The sequence below is a fragment of the Streptomyces sp. R41 genome (assembly GCF_041053055.1).
Lineage (GTDB): Bacteria > Actinomycetota > Actinomycetes > Streptomycetales > Streptomycetaceae > Streptomyces.
In genome coordinates, this window is the sequence record NZ_CP163443.1 from 4,971,247 (window position 1) to 4,986,270 (window position 15,024).

Annotated in this window: 15 protein-coding genes; 6 read left to right on the forward strand and 9 right to left on the reverse strand. The window is 68.8% G+C overall.

Translation table 11 applies throughout. The features are described 5' to 3' along the window. Nucleotides 1-277: 277 nt before the first annotated feature. Both AB5J53_RS22765 and AB5J53_RS22770 read left to right on the forward strand, forming a co-directional pair. Nucleotides 278-1,165, forward strand: coding sequence for a nitroreductase/quinone reductase family protein (locus AB5J53_RS22765; RefSeq protein ID WP_369247514.1), 888 nt, complete (start codon nt 278-280; stop codon nt 1,163-1,165). Continuing rightward, entirely contained in the window at nt 1,162-1,830 is a 669-nt protein-coding gene (locus tag AB5J53_RS22770) for an SDR family oxidoreductase (protein WP_369247515.1), read from the forward strand. The genes AB5J53_RS22765 and AB5J53_RS22770 overlap by 4 nt, the downstream gene beginning before the upstream one ends. A 1-nt stretch (nt 1,831) precedes the next feature. Here the strand turns inward: AB5J53_RS22770 and AB5J53_RS22775 are convergent, their stop codons facing one another. Both AB5J53_RS22775 and AB5J53_RS22780 read right to left on the reverse strand, forming a co-directional pair. Further along, on the reverse strand, nt 1,832-3,904 hold the full coding sequence (locus tag AB5J53_RS22775) for an AAA family ATPase (RefSeq protein ID WP_369247516.1): 2,073 nt from the start codon (nt 3,902-3,904) through the stop codon (nt 1,832-1,834). A gap of 73 nt (nt 3,905-3,977) precedes the next feature. Then, nucleotides 3,978-4,583: a TetR/AcrR family transcriptional regulator gene (locus tag AB5J53_RS22780; protein WP_369247517.1), complete on the reverse strand. Its 606-nt coding sequence runs from the start codon at nt 4,581-4,583 to the stop codon at nt 3,978-3,980. Between the two features lie 97 nt (nt 4,584-4,680). Here AB5J53_RS22780 and AB5J53_RS22785 point away from each other — a divergent pair, with 97 nt between their 5' ends. Beyond that, a complete protein-coding gene (locus AB5J53_RS22785) occupies nt 4,681-5,652 on the forward strand; it encodes a zinc-binding dehydrogenase (RefSeq protein WP_369247518.1) in 972 nt (323 codons plus the stop codon). Nucleotides 5,653-5,703: 51 nt separating this feature from the next. On the opposite strand, the gene AB5J53_RS22790 is transcribed toward AB5J53_RS22785, so the two are convergent. The 3 genes from AB5J53_RS22790 to AB5J53_RS22800 all read right to left on the reverse strand — a co-directional run bounded on the left by AB5J53_RS22790 (nt 5,704) and on the right by AB5J53_RS22800 (nt 9,890). Then, entirely contained in the window at nt 5,704-6,585 is an 882-nt protein-coding gene (locus AB5J53_RS22790) for a hypothetical protein (protein ID WP_369247519.1), read from the reverse strand. A 40-nt stretch (nt 6,586-6,625) separates the two neighbouring features. After that, nucleotides 6,626-8,773, reverse strand: a complete 2,148-nt coding sequence (locus AB5J53_RS22795; protein WP_369252401.1) for an aminoglycoside phosphotransferase family protein — start codon at nt 8,771-8,773, stop codon at nt 6,626-6,628. A gap of 235 nt (nt 8,774-9,008) precedes the next feature. Then, nucleotides 9,009-9,890: a GntR family transcriptional regulator gene (locus tag AB5J53_RS22800; RefSeq protein ID WP_369247520.1), complete on the reverse strand. Its 882-nt coding sequence runs from the start codon at nt 9,888-9,890 to the stop codon at nt 9,009-9,011. A 175-nt stretch (nt 9,891-10,065) separates the two neighbouring features. Here AB5J53_RS22800 and AB5J53_RS22805 point away from each other — a divergent pair, with 175 nt between their 5' ends. Beyond that, on the forward strand, nt 10,066-10,248 hold the full coding sequence (locus AB5J53_RS22805; RefSeq protein WP_369247521.1) for a hypothetical protein: 183 nt from the start codon (nt 10,066-10,068) through the stop codon (nt 10,246-10,248). On the opposite strand, the gene AB5J53_RS22810 is transcribed toward AB5J53_RS22805, so the two are convergent. Next, nucleotides 10,239-10,946: an HAD family hydrolase gene (locus AB5J53_RS22810; RefSeq protein WP_369247522.1), complete on the reverse strand. Its 708-nt coding sequence runs from the start codon at nt 10,944-10,946 to the stop codon at nt 10,239-10,241. The two genes, AB5J53_RS22805 and AB5J53_RS22810, sit on opposite strands and share 10 nt — an antisense overlap. Nucleotides 10,947-10,975: 29 nt before the next feature. Then, on the reverse strand, nt 10,976-11,854 hold the full coding sequence (locus tag AB5J53_RS22815; protein WP_369247523.1) for a GntR family transcriptional regulator: 879 nt from the start codon (nt 11,852-11,854) through the stop codon (nt 10,976-10,978). A 186-nt stretch (nt 11,855-12,040) separates the two neighbouring features. Between AB5J53_RS22815 and AB5J53_RS22820 the strand changes: the two genes are divergently transcribed. Further along, nucleotides 12,041-12,229 carry a hypothetical protein gene (locus AB5J53_RS22820; protein WP_369247524.1) on the forward strand — a complete coding sequence of 63 codons (189 nt, stop codon included), beginning with the start codon at nt 12,041-12,043 and terminating at the stop codon, nt 12,227-12,229. Between the two features lie 27 nt (nt 12,230-12,256). Here the strand turns inward: AB5J53_RS22820 and AB5J53_RS22825 are convergent, their stop codons facing one another. After that, nucleotides 12,257-13,165: a FadR/GntR family transcriptional regulator gene (locus AB5J53_RS22825; protein ID WP_369247525.1), complete on the reverse strand. Its 909-nt coding sequence runs from the start codon at nt 13,163-13,165 to the stop codon at nt 12,257-12,259. Nucleotides 13,166-13,380: 215 nt separating this feature from the next. Here AB5J53_RS22825 and AB5J53_RS22830 point away from each other — a divergent pair, with 215 nt between their 5' ends. Continuing rightward, nucleotides 13,381-13,566: a hypothetical protein gene (locus AB5J53_RS22830; protein ID WP_369247526.1), complete on the forward strand. Its 186-nt coding sequence runs from the start codon at nt 13,381-13,383 to the stop codon at nt 13,564-13,566. A gap of 199 nt (nt 13,567-13,765) precedes the next feature. Here the strand turns inward: AB5J53_RS22830 and AB5J53_RS22835 are convergent, their stop codons facing one another. Further along, entirely contained in the window at nt 13,766-15,022 is a 1,257-nt protein-coding gene (locus tag AB5J53_RS22835; protein WP_369247527.1) for a GNAT family N-acetyltransferase, read from the reverse strand. Nucleotides 15,023-15,024 lie beyond the last annotated feature (2 nt).

Consider the following 15,024-nt stretch of genomic DNA (forward strand, 5'->3'; position numbering starts at 1 on the left):
GCCGTGAGCGAGTTGGTTGCCCGGCCTCCGAGTGAGGCCGGGGCGGGGTAGAGCCCCGCCTGCTCTTTCTTCGTACGACATCTTCGTACGCCTTCTTCGTACGGCCTCCGCGTACGCCTTCCGCGTATGACGCCCTCGTACGACTTCCCTGTGCGCACCCCCTGTTCGGGACACCGCGCGCCATCACGCACGCCCACATTCAGCACCGCGGGGCGCCTTTCGCACCCCATTCGCCCCGCGGTAATTCCCCCTGCCCGAAAACACAAGAAAGCAGAGAATGACCAACCCTTTCAATCAGCAGGTCATCGAAGAATTCCGCGACAACAACGGGCGCGTCGGCGGTTATTTCGAGGGAGCGCGACTGCTCCTGCTGACGACCACCGGGGCGCGCACGGGGACCCCGCACACGACCCCCGTCGGCTTCTATCCCGATGGCGGCGAGCGAGTGCTCGTCATCGCGTCGGCCGGTGGCGCGCCCCAGCACCCCGACTGGTTCCACAACCTCGTCGCGAACCCTCGGTTGACCGTCGAGGACGGCGTCTTCACCTACGAGGCGGAGGCCGTCGTCCTCGAACGCGACGAACGTGACGCCGTGTTCGCCCGCGCGGTGGAGGCCGACCCGGGCTGGGCGGAGTACCAGGCGAAGACGGATCGCGTGATCCCGGTCGTCGCCCTCCACCGGATCCCGCAGGACGGCCCGCCGAACGTCAATGCCGGCTCCATGGCCGAGTATCTGAAGGTCGTCCACGACGCGTTCCGGCGCGAACTCGCCCTGATTCGCGAGGAGTTCACCACCCCCGGCGTCGACGGCAGCACCGGCGCCTCCCTCGGCGCCCAGCTCCGCGTCAACTGCCTCACCCTCTGCCAGGGCCTCCACAACCACCACACCGGCGAGGAGCTCGGCATCTTCCCGCTCCTCGCCGACCGGCATCCCGAACTCACCCCGGCCCTGGACCGACTGCGCCAGGAGCACGAGCGGATCGCCGACCTTCTCGAAGAGCTGCGCCGGGTCGTCGCCCAGGATCCCGAGGACACGGACCCCAGCCGCGTACTCTCCCAGGTGGAACGCCTCACCACCGATCTCGAAGCCCATCTGACCTACGAGGAAGAACAGTTGATCCCCCTCCTGACACCCCAAGGGACCTCGCCGGGAGCGTCGCGGTGATCGCTCTCGTCACCGGCGCCAACCGCGGCATCGGCCGCGAGGTCGCCCGGCAGCTGGCCGCCGCGGGCCACACCGTGCTCGTGACCGCCCGGTCCGCCGGGGCCGCCGAGGAGACGGCGCGAGATGTCGGCCCGAACGCACACCCCCTCCGCCTGGACGTCACCTCCGAGGCCGACATCACCGCGGCCGCCCAGGACATCGACGCCCTCGACGTCCTGATCAACAACGCGGCGATCACGTACGACACCTGGCAGCGCGCGACCACCGCCGACCTGGACGTCGTACGCGAGGCGGCCGAGACGAATCTGTACGGTCCCTGGCGGCTGACCCAGGCGCTGCTCCCGCTGCTGCGCGCGAGCGCGCACCCGCGTGTCGTGAACGTCTCCAGCGAGGCCGCGTCCCTGGCGAGCATGGGGGGCGGCACCCCGGCGTACTCCGCGTCCAAGGCGGCTCTCAACGCCCTCACCCGCATGCTCGCCGCCGAACTGCGCGCCGACGGGGTTCTGGTGAACGCCGTCTGCCCGGGCTGGGTCGCCACCGACATGGGCGGACCCGGCGGCCGCCCGGTCAAGGAGGGTGCCGCGAGCGTCGTGTGGGCGGCCACCCTCCCGGACGACGGCCCCACCGGCGGCTTCTTCCGCGACGGCGCGCCCATCCCCTGGTGACTCACCAGGGCAGAGGGCGCGCGTGCACCACGTCCAGCCTCGACACCGCCCGCGTCAGCACCACGTACAAGCGGTGCAGCCCGCGCGCCTCCGCCTCCGCGACGGCGGCCGGTTCGACGGCGACGACATGGTCGTACTCGAGTCCCTTCGCGAGCCCCGCGGGCACCACCGCGACACGCGCGCCCAGTTCGTCGGGGCCCGCCGCCGCGATCCCCGCGGCGTCAAGGGCTTCCCGTACCCGCACGACGTCCCCGTCGGCGGCGATCACCCCGATGGAACCCTCGTGCGCGAGCGCGTCGCGCACGGCGTCGACGGTGGCGGACAGTACGTCGGACGCCGGCCGCATCCTCAACTCACCGTCCCCACGCAGGGACTGAGCGGGCGGCACCGCCACGTCCAGTCGCCCCAGCAGCCGGTTGGCGAGTTCGACGACGGCGCCCGGCACCCGGAAACCGGTCGTCAGCGGTACCACCGCGGCGTCCGGTTTCCCCAGGTGCCCGAGCAGCTCGCCCCACTCCCGCGCGGCCCACGGAGTCGTGCCCTGCGCGAGATCCCCGAGCACGGTCAGCGACCCGAACGACGCGCGCCGCGCGATCGCCCGGCACTCCATCGGCGACAGGTCCTGGGCCTCGTCGATGACCAAGTGGCTGTATCCCTCGGGGTGTTCGATGAGCCCGGCGATCTCGTCGAGGAGGACGAGATCGGCGGCCGACCACCGCGCCGACTTCCACGACCGCGGCGGCTTGGCCCACAGGATCGCCTTCTGCTCGTCCGCGTCCAGGATCCCGTCGGCCGCCGCCGCCAACCCATCGGCGTCGGTGAGGAGGTGAGCGACGAGTTCCTCCGGACGCACCCGGGGCCACACCGCGTCGACGTACGCGCCGACCGGCCGGGCCCGCGAGATCTTCTGCACCCAGGCGTTCGTACACGTCCCGCCACGCCGCTCGGCCTGCTCCAGCACATGGCGCACCACCCGCGTCCGCACGCGCTCGCGTCCGACGGCGTACGGGAGCTCCTCGGCCCGTACGCCGTCCACGATCCGGCGGAGTGCGCCGACGGGGACGCGCCAGCGGTACGAGCCGTCCGGTACGGCGAGGGGTTCGGCGGGGCTGCCGATGTTCCCGTACAGAGCCCGGCGCAGCACCTCCGCCATGCGGGCGTCGTGCTTGACGACGGCGGCGCGCTCGCCGTCCTCCCCCGTCACCGGGTGCCGGGCGATCTCGTCCCCGACGGTCGACTGCCGCACGCCCGTCTCGCCCAGCGCCGGCAGGACCTCCGAGATGTACGAGAGGAACGTGCGGTTGGGGCCGAGGATCAGCAGACCGCCGCGGCGGATGCGCTGCGGGTGCGTGTAGAGGAGGTACGCGGCCCGGTGCAGGCCGACGGCCGTCTTGCCGGTGCCGGGGGCGCCCTGCACACAGACCGAGGCCGTGAGATCACCTCGTACGAGAACGTCCTGTTCGGGCTGGATGGTGGCGGCGATGTCGCGCATGGGGCCGACGCGGGGACGCTCGATCTCGCCGGCGAGGATGCGACTGTCCCGTGCGTGCGCCCGCGTCTCCTCCTTCCCGCGCCCCTCCCTCTGGCCCTCTCCGATGTGCTCGTCCTCCAGGCCGGTGAGGTCGGCGGAGTCGCCGCGGCTCCCCGGGGCCCAGCCGAACCGCCGGCGCACGGCGACGCCCTGCGGGTCGCGGGCGCTCGCCTGGTAGAAGGCGCGCGAGACGGGGGCGCGCCAGTCGACGACGAGTGGTGGGGCGGAGGGATGTTCGGTGATCCGCAGCCGGCCGATGTGATAGCTCTGCCCGGCATGCTCGCCGGCCGCCCCGGCATCCCGCCCGAACTCCAGCTTGCCGAAGAACAACGGGCCTTGCGGCAGCTCACGCAGCTCCTTCGCCTGGCTGCGCAGCCGGTACCCGAGCACCTCGGCGTCGGCACCGGAGGCGGAGACGTCCTCGCCGGTGACGACCTGTTCCTCGGCGCCGTCGACCATGGCGGCGAGGGCGGTGCGGCAGGTGTCGTGGTACTCGCGTTCGCGGGTGAGGGAGCGGGCGAGGGCAGGGTCGGGTGACGTCATGCCATGAAGGATAACGGATAACGTAACCGAGTTAAATTTTTTACTGGGTTGCCAATCCGAGGTGGGGCAGCGCCTACGCGTACCGCGGCAGCCCCGCCCCCAACCGCGCGAACGCCTCTTCCGCCGCGGCGACGGCATCGGGCCGCACCTGCTCAGCCCCTTCCCCCCTGGCGATCCGCCGCCAGTTCTCCTGCGCGAGGACGCGCTGCACGGCGACGATCTGCCCGGCGGCGAGCCGGGCGCCCAGGTCACCGCCGAGTGCCTCGGCGAGGGCGGCCTCGGACCGCTCCAGATACGCGTACATCCGGCCCGCCAGCGAGGGCGTCCCGTAGAGCAGCCGTTGGTAGGCGAGGACATGCGGGTTGTCGTTGAGCCCGGTGATGGGATCGCACCGATCCAGCCCGTCGAGGAAGTGCCGCCGCAACGCCTCCACCGGGGAGGGGCCCCGCACGGCGACCCGCGCGGCTTCGTCCTCATGGTCGGCGAACCGGTACAGGACCAGGTCCTCCTTGGTCGCGAAGTACCGGAAGAGGGTCGGCTTGGAGATCTCGGCGGCGGCGGCGACCTCGGCGACGGACACGGCGTCGAACCCCTTCTCCAGGAAGAGCCCGATCGCGATGTCCGAGACGGCCTGGTACATCCGCTGCTTCTTGCGCTCGCGCAGTCCGATCTCACCCATGCCCCGAGCCTACGCACCCCTCAGGGCCGCTCTTGACCTCGACCGAGCTTGAGGTCGAAGACTGCGCAGTATTGAACCCGCTTCCTAGGAGTGACCGATGCGAGCAGCACAGGTGAAGGCGTTCGGCGGCCCGGAGGTCCTGGTGCCGGTGGAGATTCCGGACCCGATTCCGGGACCGGGCGAGGTGGTGATCGATGTCGCCTACGCGGACACGATCTTCGTGGAGACGCAGTTGAGGTCTGGCTGGGGCCAGGACTTCTTCCAGGTGACACCTCCGTACGTGCCCGGGGGCGGCGTGTCGGGCGTGGTCGGCGCACTCGGGGCCGATGCCCCGGCCGAGTGGCTCGGCCGCCGGGTCACGGCGTTCGTGACCGGCAGCTACGCGGAACGGGCCGTCGCCCCGGCCTCGGCCCTGACGGCCGTCCCGGACTCCGTGGACCTTCTCCAGGCCGCGGCCCTGGTCCACGACGGTGTCACCGCCACGGGCCTGCTCGAACTGACCGCCGTCGGCCCCACCGACCGCGTCCTCGTCCTCGGCGCCTCGGGAGGCATGGGCACGCTGCTCGTCCAGCTGGCCCACGCTCGCGGGGCACGGGTGGTCGGGACGGCCCGGGGTGCCGCGAAACTGGCACTGGTACGGGAGCTGGGGGCGGACGCGGCGGTCGACGCCACGGACCCCGACTGGCCGCGGGCCGCCCGCCACGCGCTCGGCGGCTCCACCGAAGCCGCGGACGTCGTCCTGGACGGCGTGGGCGGCGACCTCGGCGCCGCCGCCTTCACGTTGACGACCGACGGTGGCCGCTTCTCGGCCCACGGTGCACCCTCGGGCGGCTTCTCCCCCGTCGACCCGGCCGAGGCCACCCGCCGGGGCATCCAGCTCTTCGGCATCGGGGATGTCCAGTTCGGCCCCGACGACCTGCGTCGCTTCATGTCCGACGCGCTCGCCGAGGCCGCGGCGGGCCGGCTCCGGCCGGTGATCGGCGAGGTGATTCCGCTGGAGAGGGCGAGGGAGGCGCATGCGGCCATTGAGGGGCGGGGGCTGGTGGGGAAGGTGGTGTTGAAGGTATGAGTCCGAGATCAGATGCCGCCCCGGGCCGGCAACCAATGCGCCGACTGACGGTCAGATGCCTGCCGACCGGCGCCAATAGGGCACCGCCGCAAGGTTCCACAGGTCATCGAAGTGCTTGGTCCACATGGTGACCGCCTCCTCGGCGGACGCCGAGCCCTGCCTGGACCAGACGTTGAGATCGGTGCTGTAGCCCTTGGGATCGTAGAACTCTTGGTCCTGCAGTCGCATCCGGGTGGCGACGTTGTAAAGCCCATGCAGCACCTGTCCCCTGTTGAAGATGCAGATCTTGTCGCGGGGGATGCCGGGGTAGGAGCGATACTCGCAGACAACGGTCACCCGGCCGTTGTCGGTTATCTGCGCCGCCAGGCCCGACAGCACGTCGTCATAGTCCCTGCACCTCAACTCCTGGCGCTTGCGGAAGTCGGGGTCGTCCACGGGTTCGCCGTTACCGCCGATCCTGGAGGGGACGGTCATCGGCTGGCCGAAGTCGGGCACAAGCATCCGCACGGAGACCCGCTTGGTCGGACCGGGGTCGTCGAGCAAACCCTCCAGCCGGTGGTAGAGCTCGTTGTAGAGGGTCTCTCCGGTGTAGCCGAGAAAGCTGATCTCGACCTTCCGAGCTCCGAACGCCTCGCTGACGTAGCTGCCCAGCTGACGCGAGTTCACCAGTGCGCGCGTCGGTGCCGTGATCGACCGGGCGAGATCCTTCACCGCGTCGTACAGCACATAGCCCACCAGGCTGAGCAGCGCACCACCGAGATACGCCTTGCCTTCCAGAGCGTCTCCGACCGGCTTGACGAACTGCGCCGTCAGCCCGGTGAGAAAGATCCCGAGAAGCAGGACGCGCGTCGCCACAGGTTCGAAGCGGTCTTGGTATCTCTTCAAACGCGCACCGACACCGGCGTCGGCCTGGCCGCTCCCGACCCTGGACATGCGCATCCCCCCTCACCGGGCGGAGCCATCCAGCGAGGCCTCACATGCCTGCTGAGAATCCGACCCGCCGTGTGTTGCCATGGTCGCCGTGCGGCAATGCGCGGGCAAGATAGGGGTTCGCCGTCGAGCGGACGGGAAGGCCGAGTGCCGCTCTGGCCGCCTCCAGAGTCATCGCGTACGAGTCCACGGCCCTGCGCACGTTGGGGGCGTCGAGGCTGGCGCCTGTGACCAGGCGGTCGAGGTCGACATATGAGGAACGGACGATCTCGAGCCACCGGTAGGCGAGCCAGTCGTGCTTCCAGTTCTTGGTGTGCGTATTGGGCAGGCTGGCCGCCCAACGGCGGAACATCCGATCGCGGATCTCGGGCCGTGTCGGAGTGAGATGCATGTGCCGGACCAGGTCGTACAGAGGGTCGCCGACCATCGCCAGCTCCCAGTCGATGATGGTCAGCGCGAGGGAGTCGTCGCGGCGCACGAGATTCCACGGGTTCAGGTCCCCGTGCAGCAGCGTGGGCTTGCGCGAGGTCACCCGGTGCCGGAACAGGATTTCCTTCAGACGACGCGCGCCGGGCAGGCCCAGCACTCGGGCCAGCTGCTGCGACTCCTTGGGCAACCCCTCCACCAGCAGTACCAGTTGGTTGCACAACCACTCGTAGAAGTCCCTGTTCCCGGACCAGTCCGGCGCTGTCGGATCCAGCGAGGCGTAGTCCACCAGGGTCAGAGCGCAGAGCTGGTCCACCAGCTTGTCCGCCTCGTGGGGCAGCAGCCCGTTCACCGGGTGGTTCGGCGGCTGAACCCCGTCTTGCGGGCCGACATACGTGTGGATGGCAAAGGGGTCCTTGGTGTGACTCTCGCCCAGCGCGAGCACCCTGGGTGCCGTCACCGCGACCCCGGACTCCTCAATGGCCCTCAGGACGGCGTGCTCGCTCAGATAGCCACGTTCGCGGCGGCAGACCGATGCCACCTTGCGCCGCACCACCACCGGAAAAGCGATGTCCGGCACGCGCACCACCGAGTTGAGGTGGGCGGTTCCCTTGAACACCCGACCGGCAGGCGCTGCCCCCTCGGCGATCAAGGCGTGGCGCACGGCCCAGCGGGGAAAGTCCGGGTGTTCCGGAAGCCGTTCATCGGGCTTCCAGGCCAGGGTGGTGACCGACCTGCTGACGCCGGCCCGCCGATCGTGCCGGGATGCCTGCCACCGGATGAGGACGCGCTCGACCTCGGCCTCGTCGGGCACATGCGCGAGCCTGAGCGGCTCGGCCGCGGCCTTGAGGGCGCTGCTCACCGAGGCGGTTGCCTGGTCCAGGCTCTTCTGGTCGAGCGAGTCCTCCAGGGATCTCGCCGCACGCATCACATCCGGATAAACGGACTGGGCGCGCTCGAAGGCCACGTAGTGGCGCAGATCCCGTGCCAGGCCGTTCGCCGCCGCCGGTCTGGTGTCCTGGATGGCATCCGCCCACGCGTCGACCACCTCGCCCCATTGGAAGTCCGGATACCGCATCCGGACCAGGTGGGTGGCGAGGTCGTGCAGCGGGTCGCCGTATGTCGCGAGCTCCCAGTCCACACAGATCAGGGGCGGCTCTCCACGGTAGGTGACGATCACGTTGTCCCGGTGAAGGTCGGCGTGGAGGAGGCTGTACGGACGACGGGCCATCGGGGGGACCCGCGCGGCCAACTGGGTCAGGGCGTCCTCGGGGATTCCCAACGCGGCAAACAGCCCACCGAAGTCAGTCCAATTGGGCCGGCGGATTTGACGGTCGGCGAGATGCGCCAACGTCTGCAGAAAGGCCTGGCTGTCCTTGTCATTGGGCGACCAGCCGTCGGGCAGCGGAGGTAACGCTTCCCTGCGCACCTGCGACATCTGTGCGAGCAGCCCGGCCAGCGCGCTGATCAGCAGTCCGTCGACCGGCTTGCCGTTGGGGCAGACCGTGGAGAGCGGAACGCCCTCCACGTAGCTGTGCACGGCCGAGTCTCGGCGCCGGGCGAGACATTCCGGCACATGCGGCAGGACGCCCCGGATGGCGGCGAGGATCTGAGCCTCTTGCTCCCAGGTTCTGATGACCACCGGAAGGGCTTCGGGCCTGCGGATCCGCACCGTCACATTGGTGCCGGGCTCACGCCCCACGCGCCGCGCCATCGCCTCGGTCAGGGGCAGCACGTAGTTCCGGTTGTGATGACCGCCGCTCATCACTCCGAGCTGTTTCGCCTGTCCCACGAACTCGTCGTAGGCACCATCGGCGGCACATCGTTCCCAGAAGTCGCGCTTGGGAACCGGAGGTGCTCCCACGGGCCACTCCTGTAACTGAGGTTGCGGCAAACCTTAGCGTCGCTGACGGCCTCTGGCGTGTTGGGTCGGTCTCAATGGTGTAAACGCACGCTAAGGGCGGCAGGATGCGGACGGCGGCGCTTTGCCGGAAACTCCCTCAGGTCGCGAGCAGACTCCATACGGAGTTGAACCACGCCTGACTACTGGCGACGAAAACTGATCCGGTGGAGTCCGGGTCGTCGTCCTTGACGTAGTGCGTGAGGGTGGCGCCGAAGCCCAGTACGTCGACCGCGAGGATCTCGCTGCCGTCCTCCAGCTCAATCAGGCGTTCGACCGGCTCATAGAGGGCCTGCAGTGCGTCGGTCCCGTTGAGGAGGTACAGCTTGAACGTCGGAGTCAGCTCCACGTGGCGGATCTCCAGCTCGACGCTGGGCACCAGGTCCTCGAGTTCAAGGGCCCGCAGCACGCGTCGCACGGATGCCGTGTGCCTGCGCGTCAGGCTTTGGAGACGGTCTCTCAACCGTGGGTCGTCCGGATCGTCCTTGGTGCGCGGATAGGGCACGGCCAGATCCTCGGACGGCAGGAGCATGCGCATGGAGATGCGCCGAGGGGCGATCTCCCCTGTGCGGATCCGCTCCTCCTGAACCCGGATGTGCATGTCCAGGGACTCGGATGTCAGCGTGTAGACGTCGAGGGTGACTTCCGGCTGCTCGAAGGCCTGGCGGATGATCGGGCCCAGGGTCACGGCCCAACCCGGCTTCGCGCCACTCGGCGCACGGGTCGGGGCACGCTGCGGTTCCACCACACGGGAAACCCGGGACCCGCTGCCCTGGCGGGACATGATCCACCCGCCGTTGGCCAGCTCCCTCAACGCCCGTTGCACCGTGTCCCGGGAGACCCCGAACTCCTTCGCCAGCTCGCGCTGGGGCGGTAGAAGGGCTCCCAATGGATAGGTCCCGTCGCTGATCCGGGCGAGCAGCGCGCCGGCGACACGCAGGGACTCCTTGCCGCCGCCGTCGCCGATCTGCTGTCCGTCCACACCCCGACCGTACCTCTGCCACCCGACAAGCAAACCGATTCCGGTCAAGTAACCAGTCCAACCGGTCCGCTGGTTAAGGGATCAACCGGGCAGGGCAGACAACATTCAAGTCAACCAGTCCAATTGGACGGGGAGTTGATCGCTTCACTGGAAGTTGAAGGGGTGGGTGGAAAACATGGCTCAATGGGAAGTGGCTCTGGCGGTCACCGAGTTCATCCTGGCACTGGTGACCCAGGTGAAGTTCGGACTCGTGTGTGCGCTCCTTCTGCCACTGATCTTCATAGGCATACGTAAGGGCCACTCGTCCCTGGCGGCGGGAGCGGCGGTGGTCTTCATCATCCTGGTGTCTCAGGCCTGACCCCGGAGCTCCCGCAGGACCGGCTCGAGTGACCCCACGACCGCCTGCGCTCCGGCCTTCCGCAACTGCTTCTCCTTGCTCTCGTTACGCGCGTAGCCAAGAAACGGAACGCCGGCCCGCTGGGCGGCTTCGAAGTCCGAGGGGGCATCCCCGATCATGAGCGCGGTCGACGGGGCGGCGCCCAGGGCGTTGAGGGCGCGGTTGAGGCAGTGCGGGTGCGGCTTGAGGTGGTGCAGTTCCTGGGTGCGTCCGTAGATGTTGGGCACGAAGCACTCGGCGAGACCACGGCTCTCCAGGTAACTGGCCGCGGTGCGGGCCGAGTTGTTGGTCGCGATGGCCAGCCGGGCTCCGACGGCGCTCCAGGTGCGTATCAGGGGATCGGCGAATGCCGTGGGCATGGCCGAGGGCACTGCCTTGAGTTCCTGCTGGGTGAGCCGCGCCTCGAGCTCGGCCACCAGATCACTGTGCGGGTGGCGCCGGTTGACCGCGTGCAGGACGACCATCGGGTCCGGGTGGAAACGTTCCTCCTCGGTCAACAGTCCCCGCAGCCCCTGCCGTTCGAGCCACTCCACCAGATCCTTCGCCACATCCTCCGCGGCATGCCCCGCGAACAACCGGCAGATCGGCCCGTCGAAGTCGAAGAGCACGAAGCGGGCACGGTTGATCACTTCCCGTAGGTTCTCTGTCGCTGTCGCCACCGATTCAGTCTGCGCCGTATCAGAAGTCACTAGGAGAGTGTCAGGTCAGTGGTGATGGTTTCCCAGAGGGCGTCGAACCACTTCTGGGATTCCTCCACAAAGGCGGCGTCCCGTTGGCCGGCCCGCTTCTCGAAGGAGAAGAGGAGGGACGCCGAGCCGAGGGTGTCGTACATCTCCAGGACTCCGCTGTCCACGGTCTCCTCACGCCTGGTGATCATGTAGTACGCGATCAGCGCCTCCGACTCGTTGAGCAGGTACAGCTTCACCGGTGGGGTGAACGGCAGCGCGCGGAAGGTCACCCGGACGTCGATGCCGTGGGAGGAGCGCAGGGACTGGAGGTTGTGGCGCAGGACGTGACCCTGGGCGTTGCGCTGGTCCAGCCAGCGTTTGTGGACGGGGTCGTCCTCTCCGCGCCCCTCCACCGGGACGGGGAACGCCAGGGTGATGTCCCGGGAGGGCAGCAGAATCCGTACGTCGATCGACTCCGGACGGATCCTGCCCTCGTGGATCAGGCGGACAGGCTCCCCGAGGGCCACCATCAATGTCTCCGCGGTGAGGCAGGCGGCGTCCACGCGGACGCGCGGTACGGAGAATGCCTCGGTGAGGCGAGGCGCCAGCCCCACCATCGTCGGCTGGGGTTCGTCCCGCGCGGCGGGAACGTCGGCGATCCTCGGCGGGCTGCCCTTGCTGACGTTGCTGAGCAGACCGGCGTCCTGGAGTGCCCGGAGGGCTTGACGGACGGTGCCGCGCTCGACACCGAATTCCTCTGCCAACTCGGCCTGGGTGGGCAGGCGGTCGCCCGCCTTGAGGTCACCGACGCGGATGCGTTCCCGCAGGATGTCGGCGATCTCCTGGGGCGAGGTCCTTCTGCTGCCGTTCACTGCGACGTTCTCCTGGGTCACGACCAAACGCTACAACTCTCGCCCATCTATGGGGAGTTGCCTGGGAGTTGTTTATGAGTAGTAGCCAAGTGGGGACAACTTAATCAGAGTTGGTAACCAACTTGGCCAAGTTGGCGGAAGTTTTGCCTCCCCTCCCGGCCGGCCTCCCACCGGCCTTCCTTGAAGCAGGACTTGAAAGCAGGAGGAACCACCATGCCCGCCATAGCCCTCCTCTCCGCCGTCTTCGTCGTCGGCTTCGAGCAGCTCGTCCAGTGGAAGTACGGCCCCATGGGCATCATCGGACTGTTGCTGCTCACCATCGGAATCAAGGCGAACAGTCCCACCTGCAGCTCCATCGGGGCGCTCATGCTCGCCCTGATGGTCGCGGGTCCTGCGCTGTGACCAGCGAAGACTCCCGCCCAGGAGACCTCAGCTCGTGAACAGCAACTCCGAGCTGATGGTCTCCCACAGCGCGTTGAACCACAGGTGGGACTGCTCCACGAACGTCGTGTCCCGCAGCCCCGCCCCCTGGGTGAAGGGGAAGAGCATGGACTGCGTGCCCTGGACGTCGTACATCTCCAGGTGCACATCGTCGATCTCCCCCTCGCGCTTGGCGAGGGTGTAGTACGCGAAGAGGGCCTCGGCGCCGTTGAGCAGATACAGCTTCACGGGTGGTGTGAAGGGGAGCGCGCGGAAGGTGACGTTCACATCGATGCCGTGCGTGGACCGCAGGGCCAGCAGGTTGTGACGCAGCACCTGGGCCTGGGCGTTGCGGTTGGCCAGCCAGTTGCGCTGGAGGCGGCCGTCGGCGGAAGAGTCGACAGGGGCCGGGAAGGCAAGATCGATGTCACTGCTCGGCAGCAGCAGGCGGACGTCCACCCTGGCCGGTTTTATTCGCCCCGCGTGAATCTGACGGAGGGGCTCACCGATGGCAAGTGTCAGGGAGATGGACGTCAGACACAGCGCGTCTATCTCCACATGAGGGGCCGCGAAGGCGGCGGCTATCCTCGCGCCGAGTGCCACCGTGGTGGGCTGCGGCGGGGCTTCGGGGCCGGTCAGAGACCTTTCCGGGTTGTCGGCGACGGTCGCGGGGCTCCCCTTGGACACGTTGACGAGCAGATGCTCCGACTGAAGGATGCGCAGCGCCTGGCGCACGGCGCCGCGCTCGACGCCGAACTCGTCCGCCAGCTTGGCCTGCGTGGGCATGCGCTGGCCGGCCCGCAGCTGACCGGACCTGATCCGGCTGCGCAGCTCGTCGGCCACCTCACGGTGTGACCTCGGTGGCCGTGGTGACCTGTTCCGCCCATTGACGGCGGCGTGTTCCGGTTCCACGACCAAACACTACAACTTCCCGCCATCTTTGGGCAGTTACCTGATAGGTGGTTATGAGTCGACCCAACGCGGAGATAAGTACCTTTGAGTTGGTCACCAACTTGAGCAACATGGTCAAGCTTCCCGAGGGTTGGCCGCCAGAGTCGCACCTGCCAGCCAGGTGGACCAGGTGGACGGTCCTCAGCGGGGGTCCGCCTCCCCGTCCCGAAGGAGGGACCGTCATGCCGCTCATCGCCCTCGCCGTCGCCGCCCTCGCCATCGGATTCGAACAGCTCATCCAGTGGAAGTACGGGCCGATGGGCATCATCGCGTTCGTCGCGCTGTCCATCGGCCTCAAGGCCAAGAACTCCGTGATCAGCGGCATCGGAGCTGTGATTCTCGTGATGCTGCTCGCCCAGTCCGGCTGACCGGGCGCCACCGTCCGGCAGTCCGGCTGACCGGGCTCCCTTCCGGAGGGGAGCCGGGAGCTCGGTCAGTCCGCACCACCGCACAGCACAGCCACAACTGAACGCACAGCCACAACTGAATGCGCAGCCACAACTGAATAGCTACGGATAACGGACCAGAAGTCATCACCCGCACGGAAGGAGTACCGGCCGGCCGAGATCAGAAGATGTCCGGGCACCAAGGTCGCCTGGACGTGCGGAGCAGGGCGTCGGCAACGGAGGCGGCGCCCTCTCGTTCTTCCCGGATCCGGCCCAGCGCGACGAGCCGCACCGCCGACTCGTCGCCGAGCCACAGCGCCGCCAGCTCGCCCACATCCAGGGTGAGTTCGGCGGCCAGTGTCGTTGATGCGCAAGATGCTCCGTCCGGACCCGCGTCCAGCCGGTAGCGCCCGGCGGACAGCCCGTCCCGGTCGGTGACCTCCAGCACCAGGGTCCCGGTCCCCGCGTACGTACGCGCCTCCAGAGCCCGTACGACATCCAGGATCCGCACCCACAGCCAGTCCGCCTGCGTGGTGACGTGAGCGGCGCGCGGATCGGGCAGGACGTGCGGCAGCAGGTCGTCCGGGGCCCGCCAGCCGGTCTTGACCCTGGTGATCCAGTCGATCGAGCAGAGGTACTGCCACAGAGCGCGTTCGGCCTCCGGCGTCACCGCGATCAGCCAGTTCACGTCGGCCGTGTTCAGGGGCTGCTTGGCGTCGCCCCACTTGTCGTCCGACTCGTACGACACCAGGCCCTCTATCTCGCCGGCCGGTGAGCGGTACACGGCGTAGAACGGCTCTGTCCACGGCGCGCTGTCCAGGCGCAGCACGCCGGTGTTGATCTGCCACCAGCGGTCGGTGCGGCTGACCGCGCCGGGCTGGATGCGCCTGAACCGTTCGTGCAGTTCGGGGCCGATCTTGCGGACGTCTTCGGCGTCCACGAGGTCGATACGACCGCCGTCGGGCGGTCCCGACCAGCGGGGGTCCAGTCCCGCGCGCGGTACGTCGATGGTCCACTCGGTGGTGCTGGTGGCGGGGCCGAAGCCGTACCGCCCGTAGATCGGGTACTCGGCGGCGATCAGTGTCGCCACGACGTCGCCCCGCTCCTTCGCCGCCGCGAGGTCCCTCGCCATCATGCGGCTGAGGACGCCGCGGCGGCGGTGGGTGGCGGTGACGGCGACGTTCGAGATCGCGTTCGCGGGGACGGGGGTGCCGCCCACCGTGGTCAGCTCTTGCGGGAACGATCGGAAGGTCGCGACACAGCGGGCGCCGTCGAATGCGCCGAGCGTGCGCTCCGGCACGATGTACGACCATCGGTCCGCGAGCTCTCGCTCCGACACTTCCGGCGACCGCAGGAAGCCCGCGTTCAGCGCGCGGATCCACTCCCGGGTTTCCGGCTCGGTGATCGGGCGTACGTCGATGGGGTCACGGGGGGCCATGA